This window comes from Streptomyces sp. NPDC047042 (assembly GCF_040644035.1).
In the GTDB taxonomy this organism is placed as follows: Bacteria; Actinomycetota; Actinomycetes; order Streptomycetales; family Streptomycetaceae; genus Streptomyces.
The window spans coordinates 191,838-210,089 of the sequence record NZ_JBEYVP010000002.1 but is presented as its reverse complement, the minus strand read 5'-3'; the positions used below and the strand labels follow the sequence as shown (position 1 = coordinate 210,089).

Sequence of the window (18,252 nt, the reverse complement as noted above, 5' to 3'; positions counted from 1 at the left end):
GCAGTGAAGCCGATCCAGCGTGGCAGGAGCACAGGCGCCCCAGATAACGTCAGGGCTCTCAGCTGTATCGACATCTCACGGGGAGCCCACCTTGAAGCGCCGCTCTTTGCCCGTTGCTGCCGCGCTCACCGCGACCGCAGCCCTGTTGCTGACGGCCTGCGGCAGCGGAGACGACAAGTCCACCGACAACGACAAGATCGCCGGCGCCGAACAGAGCACGCCGACACCGACGAAGTCGGCGGAGCCTTCGGCGACAGCGGCAGCGGCGGAGGACAAGCCGGACGGCGTGGACGTGTCCCTGCCGAAGGACATGAACTTGGTCTTCGACTGGACCAAGCCGACGAACAAGAACGAGGCGGCGGCGATGGATGATGCCGCGAACTTCATGCGCGCGATTTATCACGGCGTTGACAAGCGCACAACCAAAGATGCAGCTCTGGCCGCCTACTCCACAGGCGATGGACTGAAGTACGGCAAGACACAGATCGACGTCAGGCTCAAAGGCGGCTGGACGGCAACCGGCACCCGGCGCCACTACCAGGCCACCACCCGGTCCGCGTCGAACGGCAACTCGGTCGAGGTCGCGTTCTGTGTGGACTCAAGCAAGTTCTACTCCAAGGAGGTCAAGACCGGAAAGGTCCTGAAAGGCGCGCCCAGCATCACGGATTTCGACTACTTCAAGATCATCATGGTCAAGCTCCCCACCGGAGACAGCCTGTGGCAGGCGTCCAAGGTGTACGTCGAGGCGAAGGCGGCGAAGTGCCAGTGAGCAGAGGACGCCGTACAGCCCTCAGCAGCCGCACTGTTGCCTTGACGCTGGCCTTGGGCATCCTCACCTTTACGGAACCTGCCTACGCGGGAGAGTTGCCGGGCAACACCCAGGGCTCCAATACAGAGCAGTCGGGCGGCAGCGACAGCACCGGCATCTACGCCGCCGCCCAGATCCACTACTCCGGCTCCGTCGCCAAAGGCGGCAGCACCGGCAACGTAACGTCGGCCGATGTCAACTGGACGCCCCCAGCCTGCTGGTACGCCCCCTACCTCGGCGCCAAGGACTTCAAAGCGAAGATGTCCAAAAGCATCGAGGACCAGCTGAACACACCCGGCATGGGAGGCACCGCCGGCTCCGCGATCGGCGAAGTGCAGCGCCACTACGAGGACGACTACGGCTGGGCCGACACACCCGGCTACAAGGACTACAACGTCGACAAGGACGGCAAGGGGATGTTCTGGGCCGGGGTCGCGAACCCCAACGAGCCCGACGTTCTCAAGCGGAACTCGTGCAGCGACCTTCCCTTCTGGGTCGACAACGGCGAGGCTCCTCCGCCCCGGTACGAACAGGCCATCAGCCCGGAGATACTCGCCGGCCTCGCCTACCAGCACATGCAGCTCCCCGACACCAAGGTCACCCTCGCGCCCGCCGCCAACACCAAGGTGAACCTGCCTACTTGGGCGTGGCTCGACAAGGCCGTCTTCAACGAGGTCCAGGCAACGGCCGCCCTCAACGCCCCCGGCCTCAACATCCAGGCCACGACCACCGCCAAGCCGGTCTCCCTCAGGCTGGAGCCGGGCACCGAGGACGCCCAGGTCTACCCGGCCTCCGGCGAGTGCGCCATCAACGCCGACGACTCCATCGGCGAGCCCTACGCCCCAGGCAAGTCCAGCCAGACCCCGCCGTGCGGCATCAAGTACCTCCGCTCCTCGGGAGACGGGACGTACCAGCTGAGGGCGACCATCACGTGGCACATCACCTGGACCGGCACCGGCGGCGCGGGCGGCAACCTGCCCGACGGGACGTTCGGCAGCGAACAGGCGGTCACCGTCCAGGAGATCCAGGCCGTCAACCGCTGAGAGCCGGGTCGTCGGCTTGGGAACAGCAGTCTGTCCGGAGGGAACAGAATGGCAAACGACTCAGATCTCAAGGTGAATGTCGATCTTCTCGTGGAGTCGGAATCCCGGCTCCGCAAGCTGAAGAAGGAATTCAGCAACCTGGAGGCACGCAACGACGACATTCGCGAGCACTGGGGTAGCAGCGGCATCACCGACGCCATGGATGAATTCGTGGACAACTGGGACGACTACCGCAAGGCGCTGCTCGAGAATATCGACGTCGTAGGCCAGCTGGTGAAGGCCACCATCGACGGCTTCACAGGCTTGGACGCCGAACTCGCCAAGCAACTACGCAAAGGGAAGAAGAAGTGACGACGGCGCCAAGAGCTCGCCCCCGTGACTGGCATCCGCTGGCGGAATCGGACCCGGTACCAGGCGATCCCGATGAGATACGTACCGAGGTCAGGCACATAAAGGGCGTCGCGAGCTCCCTCCGCGAACAGGCCCGGCTACTGCGCGGCATCGGCGACGACAACGAGCTCAAAGGCGAATACGTCAACGCGCTGCGGGACAAGTCCGAAGAGCTGGAGAAAAAGCTGCGCGAAGTGGCGGAACGCTACGAGCGTGTGCACGGATATCTACATAGCTGGGCCGGTGAACTGGAAGACTTCCAGAGGCAGGCCGACAAGGTTCTGGCCAACGCGAAGCAAGCCCAGGAGGAGGCAGATGCTGAAAAGAAAAAGGCCTCGGAGAAGGCGAAGCCAGGCGAGCCCAGCCCTTCCCCCAGCGGTACGGACCATGACCCGCTGAGCGAGTACCGCCTTCAGCTCTTCCGCATTGAGGCAGAGCGGGACGAGCGGGGCGACCATTTCGCCGGCAAGATCCGCGACCAACTCGACGACGCCATCGAAGACAGCTTCTGGGACGACGTCAAGGGTTGGGTCTCCGACAACGCCGAACTCTTCAAGGCGATCGGCGACTTCCTCGGTGATCTGAGCGGCATTCTCGGCATGCTGGCCATCATCACGATGCCGTTCCCACCCCTGGGAGCAATCTTCGCGACGGCGGCCGTCATCACAAGCGGCCTCGCGCTGCTCAGCCATCTCACGGCCAAGGCGGGCGGTGCCGACGTCAGTTGGCTGAGCATCGGCCTGGACGCACTCGGCTCCATTCCGGGTGTTGGCGCGTTCGCCAAGGGGGTCAAGGTCGCCGATGGGGCGGTCGCGGCTGCTCGGGCCACGCGGCTGGGGTCGGGGGTCCGCGGCGTCACCACGATCGGCCGGAACATCATCGGGATGGGCGACAACGTCGCGGGGGCGGTGAACTACACGGTCAAGGGCAAGACCATCGGACTGTGGGGACTCAAGCACGGCGGCCTGATCAAGGCCGAGGGACTCATGGGGCGTATGACCATGGTGGCCGAGCAGACCGTCCACAACGGCCAGTGGCTCGGAACCCGCGGTCTGCGCCTTGCGAGCGGGGGCAGGTGGGCGATCGACCCCATGAGTAACCTGGGTCGCGGTATCGACGCGGGCATCAAGATCGCTCCCAAGCTGTGGTCGATTCCCACACATCTCGGTGAAGCCATTCATCCCGGCGACCGGTTCGAATCGGCGGTCGCCTCCTGATGAGGACGGACAACCCTGTGAACTGGCACCCGGAATCCGGTGAGACGGAACTGGCACGCTACCCGGTCTCGTTCGCGACGGGCAGCGCCGCGTCCGTCGAGGGAAGACGTTCCTTCCGTGACCGTCAGCGCAACGACATCGAGCCTGAGCTGGACGACTGGCCTGCAGGTCCCGCGTTCTCGGTCCGACGCCTCCCAGGGAAGGCCGGAGTGCACGTCGGTACCGCCGTTTCCGGCGTCTTCGCCGTGGTCGGAGGAATCCTCTCCGACCTCTTGGGCGGCAGCACGGTCAACCCCGAGCCGGGACGCGGGAAGTTGGAGGATCGGGAGAACGAAGTCGACGACTTTCCGGTCATGTGGGCCGACGCCGGGGACACCGCCCGTTCGCTGCCCTGGCAGCTCGACCCCGCCCGACGTGCTTCGGGGTATGCCACGGAGATCGTCCTGACCACACGACGCCTCGTCGTCACTGGCTCCGGCACTCTGCTGTGGGAGACACCGCGAGAAAACGTCGCCGAAGCGACCCGCCGACGATTCAGCATCGGCCAGTCGGACTTCCGGCTTCTTTTCCGGGACGGATCCTGGGCACGGCTGACCACACGCACCTCGGACCATACGACGGAGCTTGTCGGCCTGCTTTCCGGAAGCCACCGCCGACTGTCCGAGGCCGAGCTCACGGCGGAACAACAGGAGCGGATCTCCCGTTTCACCGCGACCCTGCCCACGGGGGCAACTCCGTCCGCTCTCACCCGGCTGCCCAGCGGACTCGTCAGGGTCCAGTCGACCGTGGCCGGAAGTAAACCGGGGGTGACTTCCGAGTCACGGGGATTCGTGATGGACGAGGCCGGTCGGGACGCGAAACCGCAGCCCGGAGACATGGGACAGGGCAAGGACTGAACGTGAGCATCAGCAGCATGGGCTCGTCGGGTACTCCGACAGTCATCGACGCTCCGAGTGTCCCACCCATGTCGTTCGTAGCGCCGGACGGTTTCCACGCGCTGCCCGTCGACGCGGACCCGGAAGACAGGGAAGCCGCTGCCGGCGAGTTCGCACGCGGGCTGTTCCCCGAAGGCGACGACAATCTGTGGGACTCGTCAGCACCGTTCTACGCCGGCCTCACCCAAGTCTTCGCGGACGTGGGCATCGCGTACTCCGCCATGTGCGTGTTCAGCGACGACAACGGCGGCGTAGTGCATTGCTCGTTCACCGTAGGGGCCGTCGCGTCCTCGCACACCAGGCCCGAGGACGCCGCCGAAGTGATCGAGCAGGGCCTCGCCCGCGATCCACTCACCGACAGTCGGCGCATGACTCTGCCCTGCGGCCCGGCCGTATCGAACATCACGCTCCGAGAAGTCACCATCGGGCCGGAGCTCACTGCGACAGGCGAAGAGGGCAGACTTCTCACCGGCCAGATCCAGGTTTTCGTCCCCTTCCCGGATGCCCCATTCGTGGCCGTTTTCACGCTGGACACCGCTGCCATGAATCACTGGGGAGAGCTTTGCGACATGACTGCGGCCATCCTCCAGACGGTGTCCTTCGTAGCCCCGGTTGAGGAGTCGTCCCCGACGGCAATGGCCTGAGTCGACAAGGAGAAACGGGTGGCCGAAATCTCGCGCGACGAGCTGCCGAGGCTCTCGTCGAGTGGTTCGACGCCGTGATGGCGAACTTCCGCTGGAGGCAAGGATGAGCGAGTTCTGGCCGATCATCGACATCGAGTACGTCGACGAGTACGCCTGGGTCGTCGTTCCACCCCGGGCGGGCCCATCGGCGCCGTTCGACGAGTGGGCCGACATCCAGGCGTGGGGTCGTGACTACGCGAAGGACCTTTGGGAGGACCGGGGATTCGACCCGGGCCCGAACGGCGTGGACTTCGTCGCCGGAACCCTCACACGCTGTGCGGAGTCGTTCTGCCCACCGGGCTCAGAGCACTGGCTCTTCCTCCACCTCGACCACCCCACCGACCTCCCGATCCCCGTCTGCGTGGCCATCGGGCCTGCGCAGCACCCCCGCCAGGAGACCCTCCGGGCCCTGACCCTGGCGGACGATCCGGAGGCCGTGGAGCCGCCTGTCGTCAAGACCTTCAAGGCTGAACGGCTGGGTGAAGGCCTGACGGCCTTCCGGTACATCCCGCAGGACGACTCGCCGCATCTGCTCGCCTGCGTGCGTTACGCCTGGCAGGTCGAGGAGCACGGGGCCGACGTCGTGATGTGGACCGCGCTCGATGACATCCCGCGACTCATCAGCGCCTCCGAGGATTTGGAGAACCTCGCGCACTCACTGGCGATCTGGATTCCTTGAACCGAGACACCACGAAATCGAACCCACCAGTCTTGTGGCCGCCGTCAGACGGCCGTGGGTGCAGTGCCGGCCTTGAGTACCTCGACGAACGCCGCAAAGGTCTTCGACGGGAACGTGAGCGTGGCGTGGGCCGGGACTTTTGAGTCGCGTATGGCCACTTGGGTGAGCAGGGAGGCTATCTCCACGCAGTTATTGCCGTCGGCGCCGCCGGAGTAGGACGACTTCTGCCAGTTGTAGAGGGTGGTCACCGTGCGCCTCACAGTTCCTTCACCAGCCGGTGGACGAAGTCACGCGAACGGGTGGGTTCGAGTGACACGGTCTTCACCTTACGGAAGAGCGTTCTAGAGGCGGCGAGTTGGGCTGCGGAGTCGATGAAGGCTGTGCCGTGGGCTGTGTCTCGAAGCGCTGTGTCCAATCTGGGTACAACGCCACCCGCATAGGTCATAGTGCTCCAGGCTCCGCCGAAGTCGTCCAGGTCAAAGGGGATGACACGCACGGCGATGTGGTCCGCCTCCGAGAGTTCCAGGATGCTCGTGAGCTGGGCGCGCGAGAGGCCCCGATCACCGACTCTGATGCGCAGAGCAGCCTCGTGGATCACTGCCTCGTAGGGGACAGGAGCGGGACCCGTGATGATCGCTTTCCGTTCCATGCGATGCCTGACGCGCAACGTGAGGTCGTTGTCCGGGAGTTCGGGGACCCGGTACGAGAAGACGCGGCGGGCATAATCCTCGGTCTGAAAGAGGCCGGGGACGTGCAGGAACTCGATGTCGAAACGGTACGTGGCATGGTGTTCCAGCTCGGCGATGTCCAGGAATGAAGCTGGCAGCAAACCCTGGTACTTCTCCCACCAACCGCGTGTGCGTTCGGTCGCCATTGCCACCAGCGCCTCCGTCAACTCCTCGTCCGTGCAGACGTAGTTGGCGGCAAGCCGACGAACAGTGTCCTCACTCATGCCCACGACCCCGGACTCGATCTGACTCAAACGTGCCGAGTCCGTTCCCAAGGCTGCGGCAGCCTCGCGTCCACTGAGCCCTGCGGCCTCGCGGAGCTTCTGCAGTTCCGCGCCCAGGCGCCTTTGACGCGCGGTGGGTTGCCGCCTCCTGGCCATGGGGTCTCTCCTCGTTTCAACGGCCCTGGACGCTGACCTCGTTCGAGGGCAGATTATGACAACGAGTTGCGTGAGACCAATTTTGGTCTCTACTGTCAGTGACGCGACGCACACACAGCTGAACTCGGGACCCCGGATGCGCACCGCTCCGTCCTGCCACGACGGCTGCGGTACAGCCACCGTCCGCCACCCAGCCGCCCGGTCCTCAACCCCCCACCTCTGCAACGGAGTTCACGCATGCCCGAAGTCGACCCCGGTGTACCCGGCAACCTCCGCGAAGCCGACGCCCCCTGGGAATACCTCCTGTACATCCCGCACGACCTCCGCGCCGTCACCGTCTGCCGCCGCACCGTCCGCCTGGTCCTCACGATGCACGGTCTGATCCGCCTCACCGATGTCGCCGAACTCCTCGCGACGGAGTTGGTGTCCAACGGCGTACGGCATACCAAAGGACCCGTGGCCCTGCGACTGCACTGGCAGGCCGGAGTGCTGCGCGTCGGGGTGTGGGATGCCGACCCCGAGCCGCCCAAACCGCCGCCCTCCACAGAGGAGTTGACGCGGCTCACTCACCTGGAGGACGGACGCGGGCTCGCCCTGATCAGTTCCTGCGCCGACCTGTGGGGCTGGCAGCCGCTGACCAGGGGAGGCTTGCGAGGCAAGTATGTGTGGGGCGACCTCGTCGCGGGCTAACGCGTTGATCGCCGGGGTGTCAGACCCGCCCGCCCACGACCTCGTACTCCCAGTCCCAACGGCTCTGCCGCACCCCACCCCACGTCCCCATCACCACCGCCGCCACCAGGAGATACGCGAGCAGTTCCCCGTACGAGTTCGTGTCCACGTCCTCGACCGGTCGGGCGACGCCCTCGGGGTCGTACCGGATGCGCAGTGTGGTCCCCTCCGACACCCACTCCCTGCAGCCGTCGCCCTCGGACAGCGAAGGCCAGATCTCACGGCCGTCGGACGTCCGCACCAGACACTTGTCGGTCTTGCCCTCGTCCTTGCGCACCACCACGGCCTCGGTCCACACGCCGCGATCCGCCAGGCCGGCCTGATCGCCCGCCTGTTTGCCCAGTACGCCCAGTGCGACGCCCGCGACAACGGGCACGATGAACTGCCACGCGACCTTTCGCTGCCTGCGTGGAACTCTGCGCAGGCACAGCACCGGTACCAGCACCGACGCGAGCGGCAGCACGATCCAGGCAAGCAGCAGTGCCGCGCCGGCCAAAGGGTTGTGCAGAGGGGCGACGGGGACGAGCCAGGCCAGTCCTGCGGAGCCGGCGGCGCAGGCGAGGGCGAAGAGTGACCAGCGGAGCGTTGCGGTCCGTCGTGGCCAGGAATGCCTGGCCACGGACTCTTGCTTCGCCTGTGCTTCGGTCCGGGGCCCGTTCGCCGGCATGTCTGCCACGTTCGCCTCTCAGAACGCCACGGACAGCGTCTTCACAATGTCAGCCGCGGCCGCTTCCATCTCCTCGGCGATTCCCGGGACCGTCCAGGACATCAGGAAGACCAGCGCGCTCTCCGCTCCCGTCGGCAGCACTCCGTACGTCAGGGTCTCCAGGAGGACGCCCGGGCCGTCGGGGCCGGCTGCCGGCGTGGCGAAGTTCTGGCGGATGCGTACGGCGGGGCCGATGGGCACCTTGGTGGGTGTGATCAGCGGTGGGCCGAAGTCGTGGGCGCTGAAGGTCTCGGCCAGCCAGTCCAAGGTGATCCGGGGCACCGCCGTGTCGGGATGGATGAGGTCGATCTCCAGGGTGGCCAGCGCGTTCTCGAAGCCGTCCGGGTAGAAGGCGAAGGCATAGAAGGGGTCGCGGCGTCGGCTGTCCTCCGTGCGCGCGCGGAGGTCTTCCCTCAGCACCTGTACGTCGATGTCGTAGCCCGCCGCGCGGCTCCGCTCCCGGAGGTCGGCGGCCGTGCTCTTGGCCCAGCGTCTGACGTTGTCGGTCGGCTCGATCGCGAGCGGCACCCAGTCCGTCGGGCAGACGATGCCGCATTCCCGTAGCTCGCTCATGCGCTGTCCGTCCAACTGAGAGATCCGGCGATCGCGTCGAAGAGGTCGACCATGGCATCGGCGATCTGGACGAGTGGGGTGGAGAAGGTGAGGAGCAGGATCGCTTCGGCTCTCGGTATCTGCACCTGGTAGTCCAGCGTTACGGAGGGCAGCGCGTAGTCGGCGTCGGCGTTCGCGTCCGTGTCCGTGTCCGCCTTCGCCTTTACTGCTCCGGCCTCGCGCGCCGGGTCGTACGACTCGCGCACCCGGAGCGCCGGGCCTGCCGCGAGATCGACGACCGATACCTCCCGGTCGTCCTTTCCTTCGGCGGCCAGCCGGTCGGCCAAGTCGTGCAGGGCCGGAAGGCGGCCTCCCTGGGGAGGGAGGCCCAGGGCGATCAGCAGTGATGCCGGGATGGTGAGCGGGCCCGCCTGTTGGAGGCTGAGGTAGAGCTCGATGCCGCCTTCCTCGAAGGCCCTGGTCGCCTGCCCGATCATTTCCTGTCTGACCTGCGCCTTGAGTTGGGGCGCGTTGTCGATCCCCTTGAACTGCCTCTCCACGAGAGCGTCCACGGACTGCTCGCGGCGTTCCGGGGTGATGTTGACCCGGAACCAGCCTTCTGGCAGCAGCAGTTGGTAGTCGGCGGGCGGTGCCATGGGGTCACTCTCAGGCGCCGAGGTCACGATGTCTCCGAGACTTGAGGGCGGTCCTTGGTGAGGCGGCTGGCGAGCTGGTGCGCGATGGCCGGCCCCCACACGGCGATCACTGTCAGCGCAGAAAGGGCTCCCGCAACCTGAGCAGGCGCGCGGTCGGAGAAGAGACCGGCCATGAACAGCGAACTGAAGATCGGGATCACGATGACCTCTCCTCCACCGATCACCGATTCGTTCCAACTGGTCGCCCTACGTGCAGCCTTGCCATCCATCGGCGACATCTTCCTTGCGTCGCCCGCGAGTTGATGTGCTCTCGCCCAGAGGTCCGGACCGTCTGCGGCCCGCACCTCTGAGGCATGCTTGAACTTCTCATCAGATACGGGGATTTCGAGAGCCGCCACAAGCGCCGACCAGCGCCGTTCACCCTCCGGACCCGCGAACCACCACCGCCACGGCAACAGCGCGCGGGCCTGACCTTCGCCGTCCCGCAGCTCGACGCCCAAGCGGGCACCCGTTTTCGGGTCCGTCAGCCGCACCAGCCTCGCGATGCCATGCGCCCCACGCCGCGCGTACCACCGCTCCTCTCCCACGGTGTTCGTCAGGACCGCATCGCCGGGCAGCACCCGCACTGCCGCCGTTTCGAGGAACCGGCGGGTGGCATCGGCGCCCGATTCAGGAGAGGGCCTGATGACAACAGCACCCGCGAGCCGCGCGTCACCGCGGTTGCGCCACCAGGCGAGAACACGCACGACGACATCACTGCCGGGCACCAGGCAGAGTGAGCCCGCCGCGACGATGGCGCCCCAACTGCCGATTCCCAGCGAGATGGAGAAGGCCAGAGCGATGAACCAACCGGCCATTCCGATACCTCGGGCCCACCCGTTCCACACAGGTACGTCGGTTTCGCCCGCCGAGTCGTAGTCTCCGCCTCCTGGGCCTGCGGTTACGTCTCGGCCCCACGGCTGCGGGCTCTCCGACAGGGGAACGCCAAGGCTGTCCAACAGTTGCTTCAGGCCGGTACGGCTGAGGCAGTCCTGCGGGCTCAGATCCGCCGTCCCCATGACCGTCGCCTCGGGAAGCCACTGCTCGAGCGGAACCCGAAGCACGTAGCGTCCAGCAGCATCCTGGAAGACAACAACGCCCCAGCGTGTCACTGGCCGCTGCATCGCAGTTCCCCGGACATTGGCCGGCGGGAAGAAGACGGCCTGCCGAATTCCCTCGTCCCCGACGGGGTACCGGCGTTCACGCCCGCGCCGATCGCGTACCACCAGGCTGTCGCCGTCGGCGTACACGCGCGCGTTGCGTACGACGTCGAGGCCGGGGCCGCGCATGCTCTTCGGCCGGAGGGCCGGCTCGCGTGGTGCCGTGGCGCTCTTCGACTGCTCAGCCATCACTTGTCGTCCAAGCATCCTTGATCCCAGTCGCCGACCAGAGACCGTCACCCAGTCCGTCGACGCCGATGAGGTCACCGATCCCGCCCGTGATCGGACCCTTGTCCATGGCGTCCGTGAACGAGGCTATGCCAGTCGCACCCGCCCATATTCGCGTCTGCGCCTGGAACGTGTCTGAAAGGTTCGAAACCGCACTGCCGGAGCGTACGGAATCGCCGATATCGTCAATTCCTCTGCTTAGGGAGTCAAGGCCTGCGTCCCCGACCCTGGGACGCATTCCGTTCGCCCACGCCTCGGACCAGGTATTCCCCTTGAAGAGATCCCCAGAGTCCTTGAACGCCTTGAGGTCCTTGAAACTGTCGACCATTTCCTTGCCGATGGCCTTGGGGCTGAACGCCTCGGCCAGGCGCCCCGCACCCGGGAACCACCCCTTGGGTGCATTCGCGATCGCTTCCGCACCGGCCTTGCCGCGCAATGCGCCGCCACTCAATCGGTTCGCTTCTTTCCACGCCGCCTGAACTGCCTTGTTGTACGCGGCAGTCCCGCGCTTCGCGGCTACCCCCGCCATGGCATTACGGAACGCAGCCGAGCGTGCGACCCCCTTCGCTCCCGCCGCCGCTCCTCGCGCCCCGGCGATGGCTCCCCGGCCGATACCGAATGTGGCCAGGCCCACGACGTCCAGCGCGACGTCGAACCAACTCCCCTCCCCCGCGAGCGCCAGCACAATATGGCCGACCAGGGAGATGACCGTGGCGATCAGCGCGATCGTACCGAGTACCGCAGCGAGTGCCTGCCCGACGATGGGAATCCATCCGACCAACAGCGACAGGGTTCCGCAGATAGTGGCGACCCAGCCCAGAATGTCGACCAGTTTCTTGATCCAGCCGGCATTGTCGTGGACCCAGTCCTTGAACTTGTCCCACGTGCCGTCTTTCAGGCCGTCGTTGTCGATCGCGGTCCGGATGGCTTCACGCGCGCGCTTGACCGCCGCGTCGCGGACGTCCTTGGCGGCCTCGATGTCCCTCTTCGCCCGTTCCATCGCCGAAGTCGCCGCCTCCTGGCGCTTCTCCAGCTTCTTGCGCTGGGGATCGTCGTCCGCCGTGTCCTTGGGCAGGCCGTCGATCGCGCCGGTGCTCGTCTTCTGGTCGGCGTCCGCGTCCTGGGCGTCACGGAGCGCTTTGTCGGCGAGGGTCTGGGCGCGGTGCAGCTCGGAGGCGTACTCCTTCGACGAGCCGCCTTCGACCACCTTTTCGCCGAGGGCGTCCGCTGCCGCGTCGTATCGCTTGAAAGCCTTCCGCAGCTTTCCTTCGGCGCCTTCGGCCTGCGTACGGAACTCGTCGGCCGTCTTGCTCTTCCAGGCCTCGACGGACGAGAGCGCCTTGATCTCGTCCGCCTGCTTCTTGATGGATTCCGCGGTCTTGCGGAAATCCCGGCCGAGCGAGGCGATCTGCTCCGGATCTCCGGGGATCGGGTCCGAGGATTCCCCGATGACCGCCCATTCATCCAGCCTGGGACGCGTCACTTCGCGCCCCCTTTGCCATCCGTACCCTGTTTGTCCGCAGCCTGTCCCGTGCCCTGTTTGTCCGTGGCGCGGAGAGCTTCTGCAAGCTGGTGGTCGATGTCCTCATAGGCCTGGGCCGCCGTGGAAAGGATCTTCGAGAGCTTCTCTATCTCGTCGGTGAGCCGTTCCCGGTGGATCTTCCAGTTGTCGCCGAAGTCATCGAAGGTGTCGACCAGACTCCGGTCACCGAGTACGTCGACCCCGAGGCCGTCGGCCGGATTCGCGTTCCGGGTGAACTCCCGGTGGATCTTGGAGAGAGATCGTGCGCTCTCTTTGATGCGCGTGATATCGGCAGTCTGGTCCGACATGGTCTCCCCCTGTTGAGAAGCCTGACGGAACGCGGCCGAAGCCTGCTTGGACCCGTCCGCTCCCGCGTCTTCCATGGCTGCGCTGTTCATACCTCGCAGCCATCCGCATGGGCAAGGATCTGGACGCGGCCACGGCCGGGACGAGGCCGGGCGCCGGCTCGGTACGTACAGCGTCCGCTGCCGCACCTGGCCGGCGCCCCGCAGGCCTGACTGGCTGGGCTACTTCTTCGCCGACTTCGCCAGTTCCTCGTCGATCTGCTCGAACTTGTCCGCGGCCATGGTCAGGTAGTCACCCATGCCGTCCAGACCGTCCAGCGTGTCCTTCGCGCCGCGGGTGAACTCCTCGAAGTTCTCGTCGAAGGCCTTCGACGAGCTCTTCGTGACGTAGCCGGACTCGACCAGGTTCGCGATGTACTTGCGCAGGCCGTCCAGCTTCTCCTGAAGCCTTTCCTTCTCCTTCACGACATGCTTCGCAGCATCCCGCATGTCCTGATATGTGACATCAAGGTCCTTGGCCATGAAGCCGCTCCCTCGTGAAAGTGCCGCAGGGCCAACCCCCGTGGCTCCCCTGTTCCAACTGGCTGTTCCAGCTGGCTGAGGCAGCAGCTTACGGGTGTGGCGCGAGTGGAAACATCCCGGTTCTGGAACAGAAGCGGGCACGGAACTGTTCAACACCGTTCCGTCACCAATTCACCATAGGGAAGGGCCCTGTCCGCCCCTGTCCACACCCGTTGCCCTTCTGTCATATCGAGCGGATATCGTCACTCCCTACGGTGGCCGGCGTTGCGGAAGCGGCCACGGGGGCCGTTGGGGAGGACAACCGTGCGCCTGACTCTGACCGTCGTCGATCCGTTCGGCGGGGGCACCGCCGACGTCGTGCTCGACGCGGATCCCGAGTCCACCGTCGGGGACATCGCCCAGGAACTGGCGAAGCAGGTCGGCCACAGCGGCGCCCAGATCATCCCTCTTGGACAGTACGGGCAGCACGGGCAGCGCGGGCAACATGGGCAGCACGGGCGCGTGCCCGCCAACAACGCTCCCCTTGTCTATGTGGACGGTTACGCCGTCGACCCGAGTTCGAACGTCGTCGGCTCGCCCCTGCGCGAAGGCGCGGTCGTCAGCCTGCAGGATCCGGCCGGGTGTCTGCCCGGCGAGCCGACCGGGCTCGTCGAGCTGCGGGTCGTGGGCGGGCCCGTCGCCGGGTTCGTGCACCGGCTCGGGGTCGGGCGGTACGACATCGGCAGCGGGCCCGCCTCGTACATCAGGATCGACGATCCCGAAGTCGCCGCCCGCGCCCTCACGTTGTCAGTTGCAACCGACGGCACCTGCCAGGTCGCCGTGCACGGGGGCAGGGAACGCGGGGACAAGGAGAGCGGAGAGAAGTCGGGCGTCACCCTCGACGGCAAGGACATCGCCGACGTCGAAGGCGACGAGTGGCCCCTCGGCGGGCAGATCGCCATCGGCAACTCCCTTGTCGAGCTTGCCCGTTACACCCCGCCGAACGCCGCCCTCAAGTGGTCGGACGACGGCGTCGGCCTCGACTACAACCGCCCGCCCCGCCTCCGCTCCCCCGACCGGCAGACCAAGTTCCGGCTGCCGTCGCCGCCCCGGGACTTCGAGGCCCGGCCGCTGCCCTGGCTGATGGCGCTGACACCGCTGGTGGGCGCGATCGTGGCCGTGACCATCTTCGGGCGCTGGTACTACCTGATCATGGCCGGCCTCAGCCCCATCATGCTCTTCGCCAACTACTTCATGGACAAGAAGCACGGGCGCAAGTCCCATGCGAAGCAGGTCAAGGAGTACAAGGAGCAGAAGGCACGGATCGAGAAGGACGCCCAGGACGCACTTCTCGCCGAGCGGCAGGACCGGCGGCACGCCATCCCCGATCCGGCCACCGTCCTCTCCCTCGGGACCGGACCCCGTACGCGGCTGTGGGAGCGGCGGCGTACGGATCGTGATCATCTGCTCCTGCGGGTCGGGACCGGTCAACTCCCCTCCGAGGTCGTGCTCGACGACCCCGAGCAGGACGAGCATCGCCGCCAGGTCACGTGGAAGATCGAAGACGCGCCTGTCGCGCTCTCGCTGCGTTCCCTCGGAGTCATCGGTATGGCCGGGCCCGGGGACTCGGCCCGCGCGCTCGGCCGGTGGGCCGTCGCCCAGACCGCCGCGCTGCAGAGTCCGATGGACGTCCAGTTCTATGTGCTGAGCGAGAGCACCGCGCAGGACAGCTGGGACTGGGTCCGCTGGCTGCCGCACACCAGGCCGTCCGGCGGACAGGACGTCAATGTCCTCATCGGTACGGACGCGGAGACCGTCGGCGCCCGGATCGGTGAGCTGACCCAGATTCTCGACGCCCGCAAGAAGGCGGCCGAGCAGAACAAGGGGCAGCGGGCGTCGTTCAGCGACCCGGACATTGTCGTGGTGTGGGACGGGTCCCGGCGGCTGCGGTCGCTTCCCGGTGTCGTCAAGCTGCTGCGTGAGGGGCCGGCCGTGGCGATGTACGCCCTCTGCCTCGACGCCGAGGAGCGGTTCCTGCCCGGTGAGTGCCAGGCCTTCGTCGTCGCCGAGCCCAAGGCCGAGGAGCACACCGACCCGGCGTACGCAGCCCACCACAACCAGGGTCAGCAGCAGGGCCAGGGATACGCTCAGCCGCAGGTCGCGGGCGGGTTCCCGTCCTTCCAGGCGTGGCACGCCGTCAGCAACGAGCCCGAGCAGCGAGAGAGGGCCGACAAGCTGCGGCTGCGCGTCGAGGAGGAGAGCGCGGAGCGACTGGCCGACGTACGGCCCGACTTCGTCTCCGCCGCCTGGTGTCTGCGCCTCGCGCGCTCCCTGTCCGCCCTGCGCGACATCAGCGGCGAGACCGAGGACTCGGCGCTGCCCGGGTCGAGTCGGCTGCTCGACGTGCTTCAGCTGGAGCCGCCTACGCCCGAGGCGATCACCGCGCGCTGGCGGATGGGCGGGCAGTCGACGATGGCCGTCATCGGTGAGTCGTACGACGGGGCGTTCGGCATCGACATCCGCAAGGACGGGCCGCACGGGCTCATCGCCGGTACGACCGGTTCCGGTAAGTCGGAGCTGCTGCAGACCATCGTGGCCGCGCTCGCCGTCGCCAACACCCCCGAGAACATGACGTTCGTCCTCGTGGACTACAAGGGTGGCGCGGCGTTCAAGGACTGTGTGCATCTCCCGCACACCGTCGGCATGGTGACCGACCTCGACGCCCACCTCGTCGAACGCGCCCTCGAGTCGCTCGGCGCCGAGCTGCACCGCCGCGAGCACATCCTGGCCAAAGCCGACGCGAAGGACATCGAGGACTACCAGGACCTGGTGCGCCGGGACCCGGCGTCCCACGCGCCCGTGCCCCGACTCCTCATCGTCATCGACGAGTTCGCGTCGATGGTGCGTGACCTGCCCGACTTCGTCACCGGACTCGTGAACATCGCCCAGCGTGGTCGTTCCCTCGGCATCCACCTGCTCCTCGCCACGCAGCGGCCGTCGGGTGTCGTGTCGCCCGAGATCCGCGCCAACACCAACCTCCGTATCGCGCTGCGCGTGACGGACGGCGGGGAGTCGAGCGATGTCATCGACTCCCCCGAGGCCGGGCACATCTCCAAGAACACCCCCGGTCGCGCGTACGTACGACTCGGCCACGCGTCCCTTGTCCCCTTCCAGTCCGGACGTGTCGGTGGACGCCGGCCCGGAGCCGCCGACCCGGCGGTCCTCATGCCCTGGTCGGGCGCGCTGACCTGGGAGGACCTGGGCCGGGCCACGCTGAAGAAGCCCAAGGTCGAGGCGCGGGAGGAAGAGGAGATCACCGACCTCAAGGTGCTCGTCGACGCCGTGCGTGACGCCAACCGGTCGCTCGGGATCCCGCCCCAGCACAGCCCCTGGCTGCCCGCGCTCTCCGAGACACTGCTCCTCGACGAGATCGAGGTCCCGGCCTTCACCGACCACGGCACGGGCAAGCTGGCGCCCGTCCCGTACGGCGTCGAGGACCTGCCGGCGGCCCAGGCGCGCCGCCCGGTCGTCGTCGACTTCGCCACCTTCGGGCATCTGATGATCGGCGGCGCCCCGCGCAGCGGCCGCTCGCAGATCCTGCGTACGATCGCTGCCTCGCTCGCCCGCACCCACTCCACCGCCGACGTCCACCTCTACGGGATCGACTGCGGCAACGGCGCGCTCAACGCGCTGAGCCGGCTGCCGCACTGCGGTGCTGTGGTCAGCCGTAACCAGACCGAGCGCGTGATCCGGCTGGTCAACCGGCTCAAGGGTGAAATGGGGCGCCGCCAGGACCTGTTGGCGGAGAAGGGGTTCGCCGACATCGGCGAGCAGCGGGCCGCGTCGGCGGAGGAGGAGCGGCTGCCGCACATCGTTGTACTGCTGGACCGCTGGGAGGGCTGGGTGCCCACCCTCGGCGAGGTCGACCACGGCTCGCTGACCGACGAGTTGACCACGATGATGCGTGAGGGTGCGAGCGTCGGTATCCACCTCGTCCTGACCGGTGACCGCACGCTGCTGGTGGGCCGGATCGCCACGCTCACCGAGGACAAGTACGGGCTGCGGCTCGCCGACCGCAGCGACTTCTCGACGCTCGGTATCCCGCACCGCAAGGTTCCGGAGGAGATTCCGCCGGGTCGCGGCTACAAGAACGAGTCCGGTATCGAGACCCAGTTCGCGCTGCTGTCGGAGGACACGACCGGGCAGGGCCAGGCCGCGGCGATCACCGCGATCGGGGAGGCGGCCGCGGCGCGGGATGCCCAAGTCCCGCGTTCCCGGCGGCCGTTCCGGGTCGACTCCCTGCCGTCCCGGATCTCGTTCGCGGACGCGTGGGGCATGCGCGACCCGGAGACCTCCGGGTCCCGGCTGTGGGGGCTCGTGGGCATCGGCGGCGACGACATCACGGGCTTCGGGCCCGACCTCGCGGCGGGTGTGCCGACGTTCGTCGTCGCGGGGCCGGCCAAGTCGGGGCGTTCGACGGTGCTGATGAACTTCGCGCAGTCGTATCTGTCGCAGGGGGTACGGCTGGTCGTCGCGGCGCCGCGTCAGTCGCCGTTGCGTCAACTGGACGGCATGGACGGCGTGTTGAAGGTGTACACCGGGGACGACATCGACGAGGACGACTTCGAGGAGATCATCGACCAGGCGTCGCTCGAGGAACCGATCGTGGTGCTCGTCGACGACGGGGAGATCCTGGAGGACTGCGACGCCGCGAGCCAGATGAAGAAGATCGTCTCGCGGGGGGCGGAGCGGGGGCTCGCGCTGGTCATCGCCGGCGACGAGGAGGATGTCTGCAGTGGGTTCAGTGGGTGGCAGGTCGACGCGAAGAAGGGGCGGCGGGGGATTCTGCTGTCGCCGCAGGAGTCCTCGAGCGGGGATCTGATCGGGGTGCGCATCAACCGGAGCATGGTGGGGGGGCAGGTCGCGCCGGGCAAGGGGATGTTGCATCTGGGGGACGGGGAGCTTCGTACGGTGGTCATTCCGGGGTGAGT

At 67.0% G+C, this 18,252-nt stretch carries 18 protein-coding genes; 9 read left to right on the top strand and 9 right to left on the bottom strand.

Annotation, left to right across the window (positions count from 1 at the left end):
* Positions 1 to 91: 91 nt before the first annotated feature.
* The 7 genes from ABZ855_RS02785 to ABZ855_RS02755 all read left to right on the top strand — a co-directional run bounded on the left by ABZ855_RS02785 (position 92) and on the right by ABZ855_RS02755 (position 5,755).
* Positions 92 to 769: a hypothetical protein gene (locus ABZ855_RS02785; RefSeq protein ID WP_360799830.1), complete on the top strand. Its 678-nt coding sequence runs from the start codon at positions 92 to 94 to the stop codon at positions 767 to 769.
* Positions 760 to 1,851 (top strand): hypothetical protein, encoded by a 1,092-nt coding sequence (locus tag ABZ855_RS02780; RefSeq protein WP_360799827.1) that lies wholly within the window; start codon positions 760 to 762, stop codon positions 1,849 to 1,851. The genes ABZ855_RS02785 and ABZ855_RS02780 overlap by 10 nt, the downstream gene beginning before the upstream one ends.
* Positions 1,852 to 1,899: 48 nt before the next feature.
* Positions 1,900 to 2,202: a hypothetical protein gene (locus ABZ855_RS02775; protein WP_360799824.1), complete on the top strand. Its 303-nt coding sequence runs from the start codon at positions 1,900 to 1,902 to the stop codon at positions 2,200 to 2,202.
* Positions 2,199 to 3,458 carry a putative T7SS-secreted protein gene (locus ABZ855_RS02770; protein ID WP_360799821.1) on the top strand — a complete coding sequence of 420 codons (1,260 nt, stop codon included), beginning with the start codon at positions 2,199 to 2,201 and terminating at the stop codon, positions 3,456 to 3,458. Before ABZ855_RS02775 ends, ABZ855_RS02770 begins: the two co-directional genes overlap by 4 nt.
* Before the next feature lie 17 nt (positions 3,459 to 3,475).
* Positions 3,476 to 4,354, top strand: coding sequence for a hypothetical protein (locus ABZ855_RS02765; RefSeq protein ID WP_360799818.1), 879 nt, complete (start codon positions 3,476 to 3,478; stop codon positions 4,352 to 4,354).
* A gap of 2 nt (positions 4,355 to 4,356) precedes the next feature.
* A complete protein-coding gene (locus ABZ855_RS02760) occupies positions 4,357 to 5,037 on the top strand; it encodes a hypothetical protein (protein WP_360799815.1) in 681 nt (226 codons plus the stop codon).
* 103 nt (positions 5,038 to 5,140) lie between these two features.
* A complete protein-coding gene (locus ABZ855_RS02755) occupies positions 5,141 to 5,755 on the top strand; it encodes a hypothetical protein (RefSeq protein ID WP_360799812.1) in 615 nt (204 codons plus the stop codon).
* 44 nt (positions 5,756 to 5,799) lie between these two features.
* On the opposite strand, the gene ABZ855_RS02750 is transcribed toward ABZ855_RS02755, so the two are convergent.
* Positions 5,800 to 6,003, bottom strand: coding sequence for a DUF397 domain-containing protein (locus ABZ855_RS02750; RefSeq protein ID WP_360800269.1), 204 nt, complete (start codon positions 6,001 to 6,003; stop codon positions 5,800 to 5,802).
* Between the two features lie 8 nt (positions 6,004 to 6,011).
* Positions 6,012 to 6,863, bottom strand: coding sequence for a helix-turn-helix transcriptional regulator (locus ABZ855_RS02745; protein WP_360799809.1), 852 nt, complete (start codon positions 6,861 to 6,863; stop codon positions 6,012 to 6,014).
* Between the two features lie 237 nt (positions 6,864 to 7,100).
* On the opposite strand from ABZ855_RS02745, the gene ABZ855_RS02740 reads away from it, so the two are divergent.
* Complete coding sequence (locus tag ABZ855_RS02740) at positions 7,101 to 7,553, top strand: ATP-binding protein (protein ID WP_360799806.1); 453 nt, start codon at positions 7,101 to 7,103, stop codon at positions 7,551 to 7,553.
* A gap of 19 nt (positions 7,554 to 7,572) precedes the next feature.
* Here the strand turns inward: ABZ855_RS02740 and ABZ855_RS02735 are convergent, their stop codons facing one another.
* The 7 genes from ABZ855_RS02735 to ABZ855_RS02705 form a co-directional block, all read right to left on the bottom strand.
* Positions 7,573 to 8,211, bottom strand: coding sequence for a hypothetical protein (locus ABZ855_RS02735; RefSeq protein WP_360799803.1), 639 nt, complete (start codon positions 8,209 to 8,211; stop codon positions 7,573 to 7,575).
* 66 nt (positions 8,212 to 8,277) lie between these two features.
* Entirely contained in the window at positions 8,278 to 8,871 is a 594-nt protein-coding gene (locus ABZ855_RS02730; protein WP_360799800.1) for a hypothetical protein, read from the bottom strand.
* Complete coding sequence (locus ABZ855_RS02725) at positions 8,868 to 9,506, bottom strand: hypothetical protein (RefSeq protein WP_360799797.1); 639 nt, start codon at positions 9,504 to 9,506, stop codon at positions 8,868 to 8,870. The genes ABZ855_RS02730 and ABZ855_RS02725 overlap by 4 nt, the downstream gene beginning before the upstream one ends.
* Positions 9,507 to 9,529: 23 nt before the next feature.
* Positions 9,530 to 10,894, bottom strand: a complete 1,365-nt coding sequence (locus ABZ855_RS02720) for a hypothetical protein (protein WP_360799793.1) — start codon at positions 10,892 to 10,894, stop codon at positions 9,530 to 9,532.
* On the bottom strand, positions 10,887 to 12,416 hold the full coding sequence (locus ABZ855_RS02715) for a putative T7SS-secreted protein (RefSeq protein WP_360799790.1): 1,530 nt from the start codon (positions 12,414 to 12,416) through the stop codon (positions 10,887 to 10,889). Before ABZ855_RS02715 ends, ABZ855_RS02720 begins: the two co-directional genes overlap by 8 nt.
* Positions 12,413 to 12,853 carry a hypothetical protein gene (locus ABZ855_RS02710; protein WP_360799787.1) on the bottom strand — a complete coding sequence of 147 codons (441 nt, stop codon included), beginning with the start codon at positions 12,851 to 12,853 and terminating at the stop codon, positions 12,413 to 12,415. The genes ABZ855_RS02715 and ABZ855_RS02710 overlap by 4 nt, the downstream gene beginning before the upstream one ends.
* A 129-nt stretch (positions 12,854 to 12,982) precedes the next feature.
* Entirely contained in the window at positions 12,983 to 13,282 is a 300-nt protein-coding gene (locus tag ABZ855_RS02705; protein ID WP_235475678.1) for a WXG100 family type VII secretion target, read from the bottom strand.
* A 303-nt stretch (positions 13,283 to 13,585) separates the two neighbouring features.
* On the opposite strand from ABZ855_RS02705, the gene ABZ855_RS02700 reads away from it, so the two are divergent.
* A complete protein-coding gene (locus tag ABZ855_RS02700; protein ID WP_360799783.1) occupies positions 13,586 to 18,250 on the top strand; it encodes an FtsK/SpoIIIE domain-containing protein in 4,665 nt (1,554 codons plus the stop codon).
* The last annotated feature ends 2 nt before the right edge of the window (positions 18,251 to 18,252 follow it).

Excerpts from the sequence above, each read along its gene's own strand:
- ABZ855_RS02775 (WP_360799824.1), top strand. The coding sequence starts at position 1,900 with ATGGCAAACGACTCAGATCTCAAGGTGAATGTCGATCTTCTCGTGGAG.
- ABZ855_RS02755 (WP_360799812.1), top strand. The coding sequence starts at position 5,141 with ATGAGCGAGTTCTGGCCGATCATCGACATCGAGTACGTCGACGAGTAC.
- ABZ855_RS02745 (WP_360799809.1), bottom strand. The coding sequence starts at position 6,863 with ATGGCCAGGAGGCGGCAACCCACCGCGCGTCAAAGGCGCCTGGGCGCG.
- ABZ855_RS02740 (WP_360799806.1), top strand. The coding sequence starts at position 7,101 with ATGCCCGAAGTCGACCCCGGTGTACCCGGCAACCTCCGCGAAGCCGAC.
- ABZ855_RS02730 (WP_360799800.1), bottom strand. The coding sequence starts at position 8,871 with ATGAGCGAGCTACGGGAATGCGGCATCGTCTGCCCGACGGACTGGGTG.
- ABZ855_RS02725 (WP_360799797.1), bottom strand. The coding sequence starts at position 9,506 with ATGGCACCGCCCGCCGACTACCAACTGCTGCTGCCAGAAGGCTGGTTC.
- ABZ855_RS02720 (WP_360799793.1), bottom strand. The coding sequence starts at position 10,894 with ATGGCTGAGCAGTCGAAGAGCGCCACGGCACCACGCGAGCCGGCCCTC.
- ABZ855_RS02710 (WP_360799787.1), bottom strand. The coding sequence starts at position 12,853 with ATGAACAGCGCAGCCATGGAAGACGCGGGAGCGGACGGGTCCAAGCAG.
- ABZ855_RS02705 (WP_235475678.1), bottom strand. The coding sequence starts at position 13,282 with ATGGCCAAGGACCTTGATGTCACATATCAGGACATGCGGGATGCTGCG.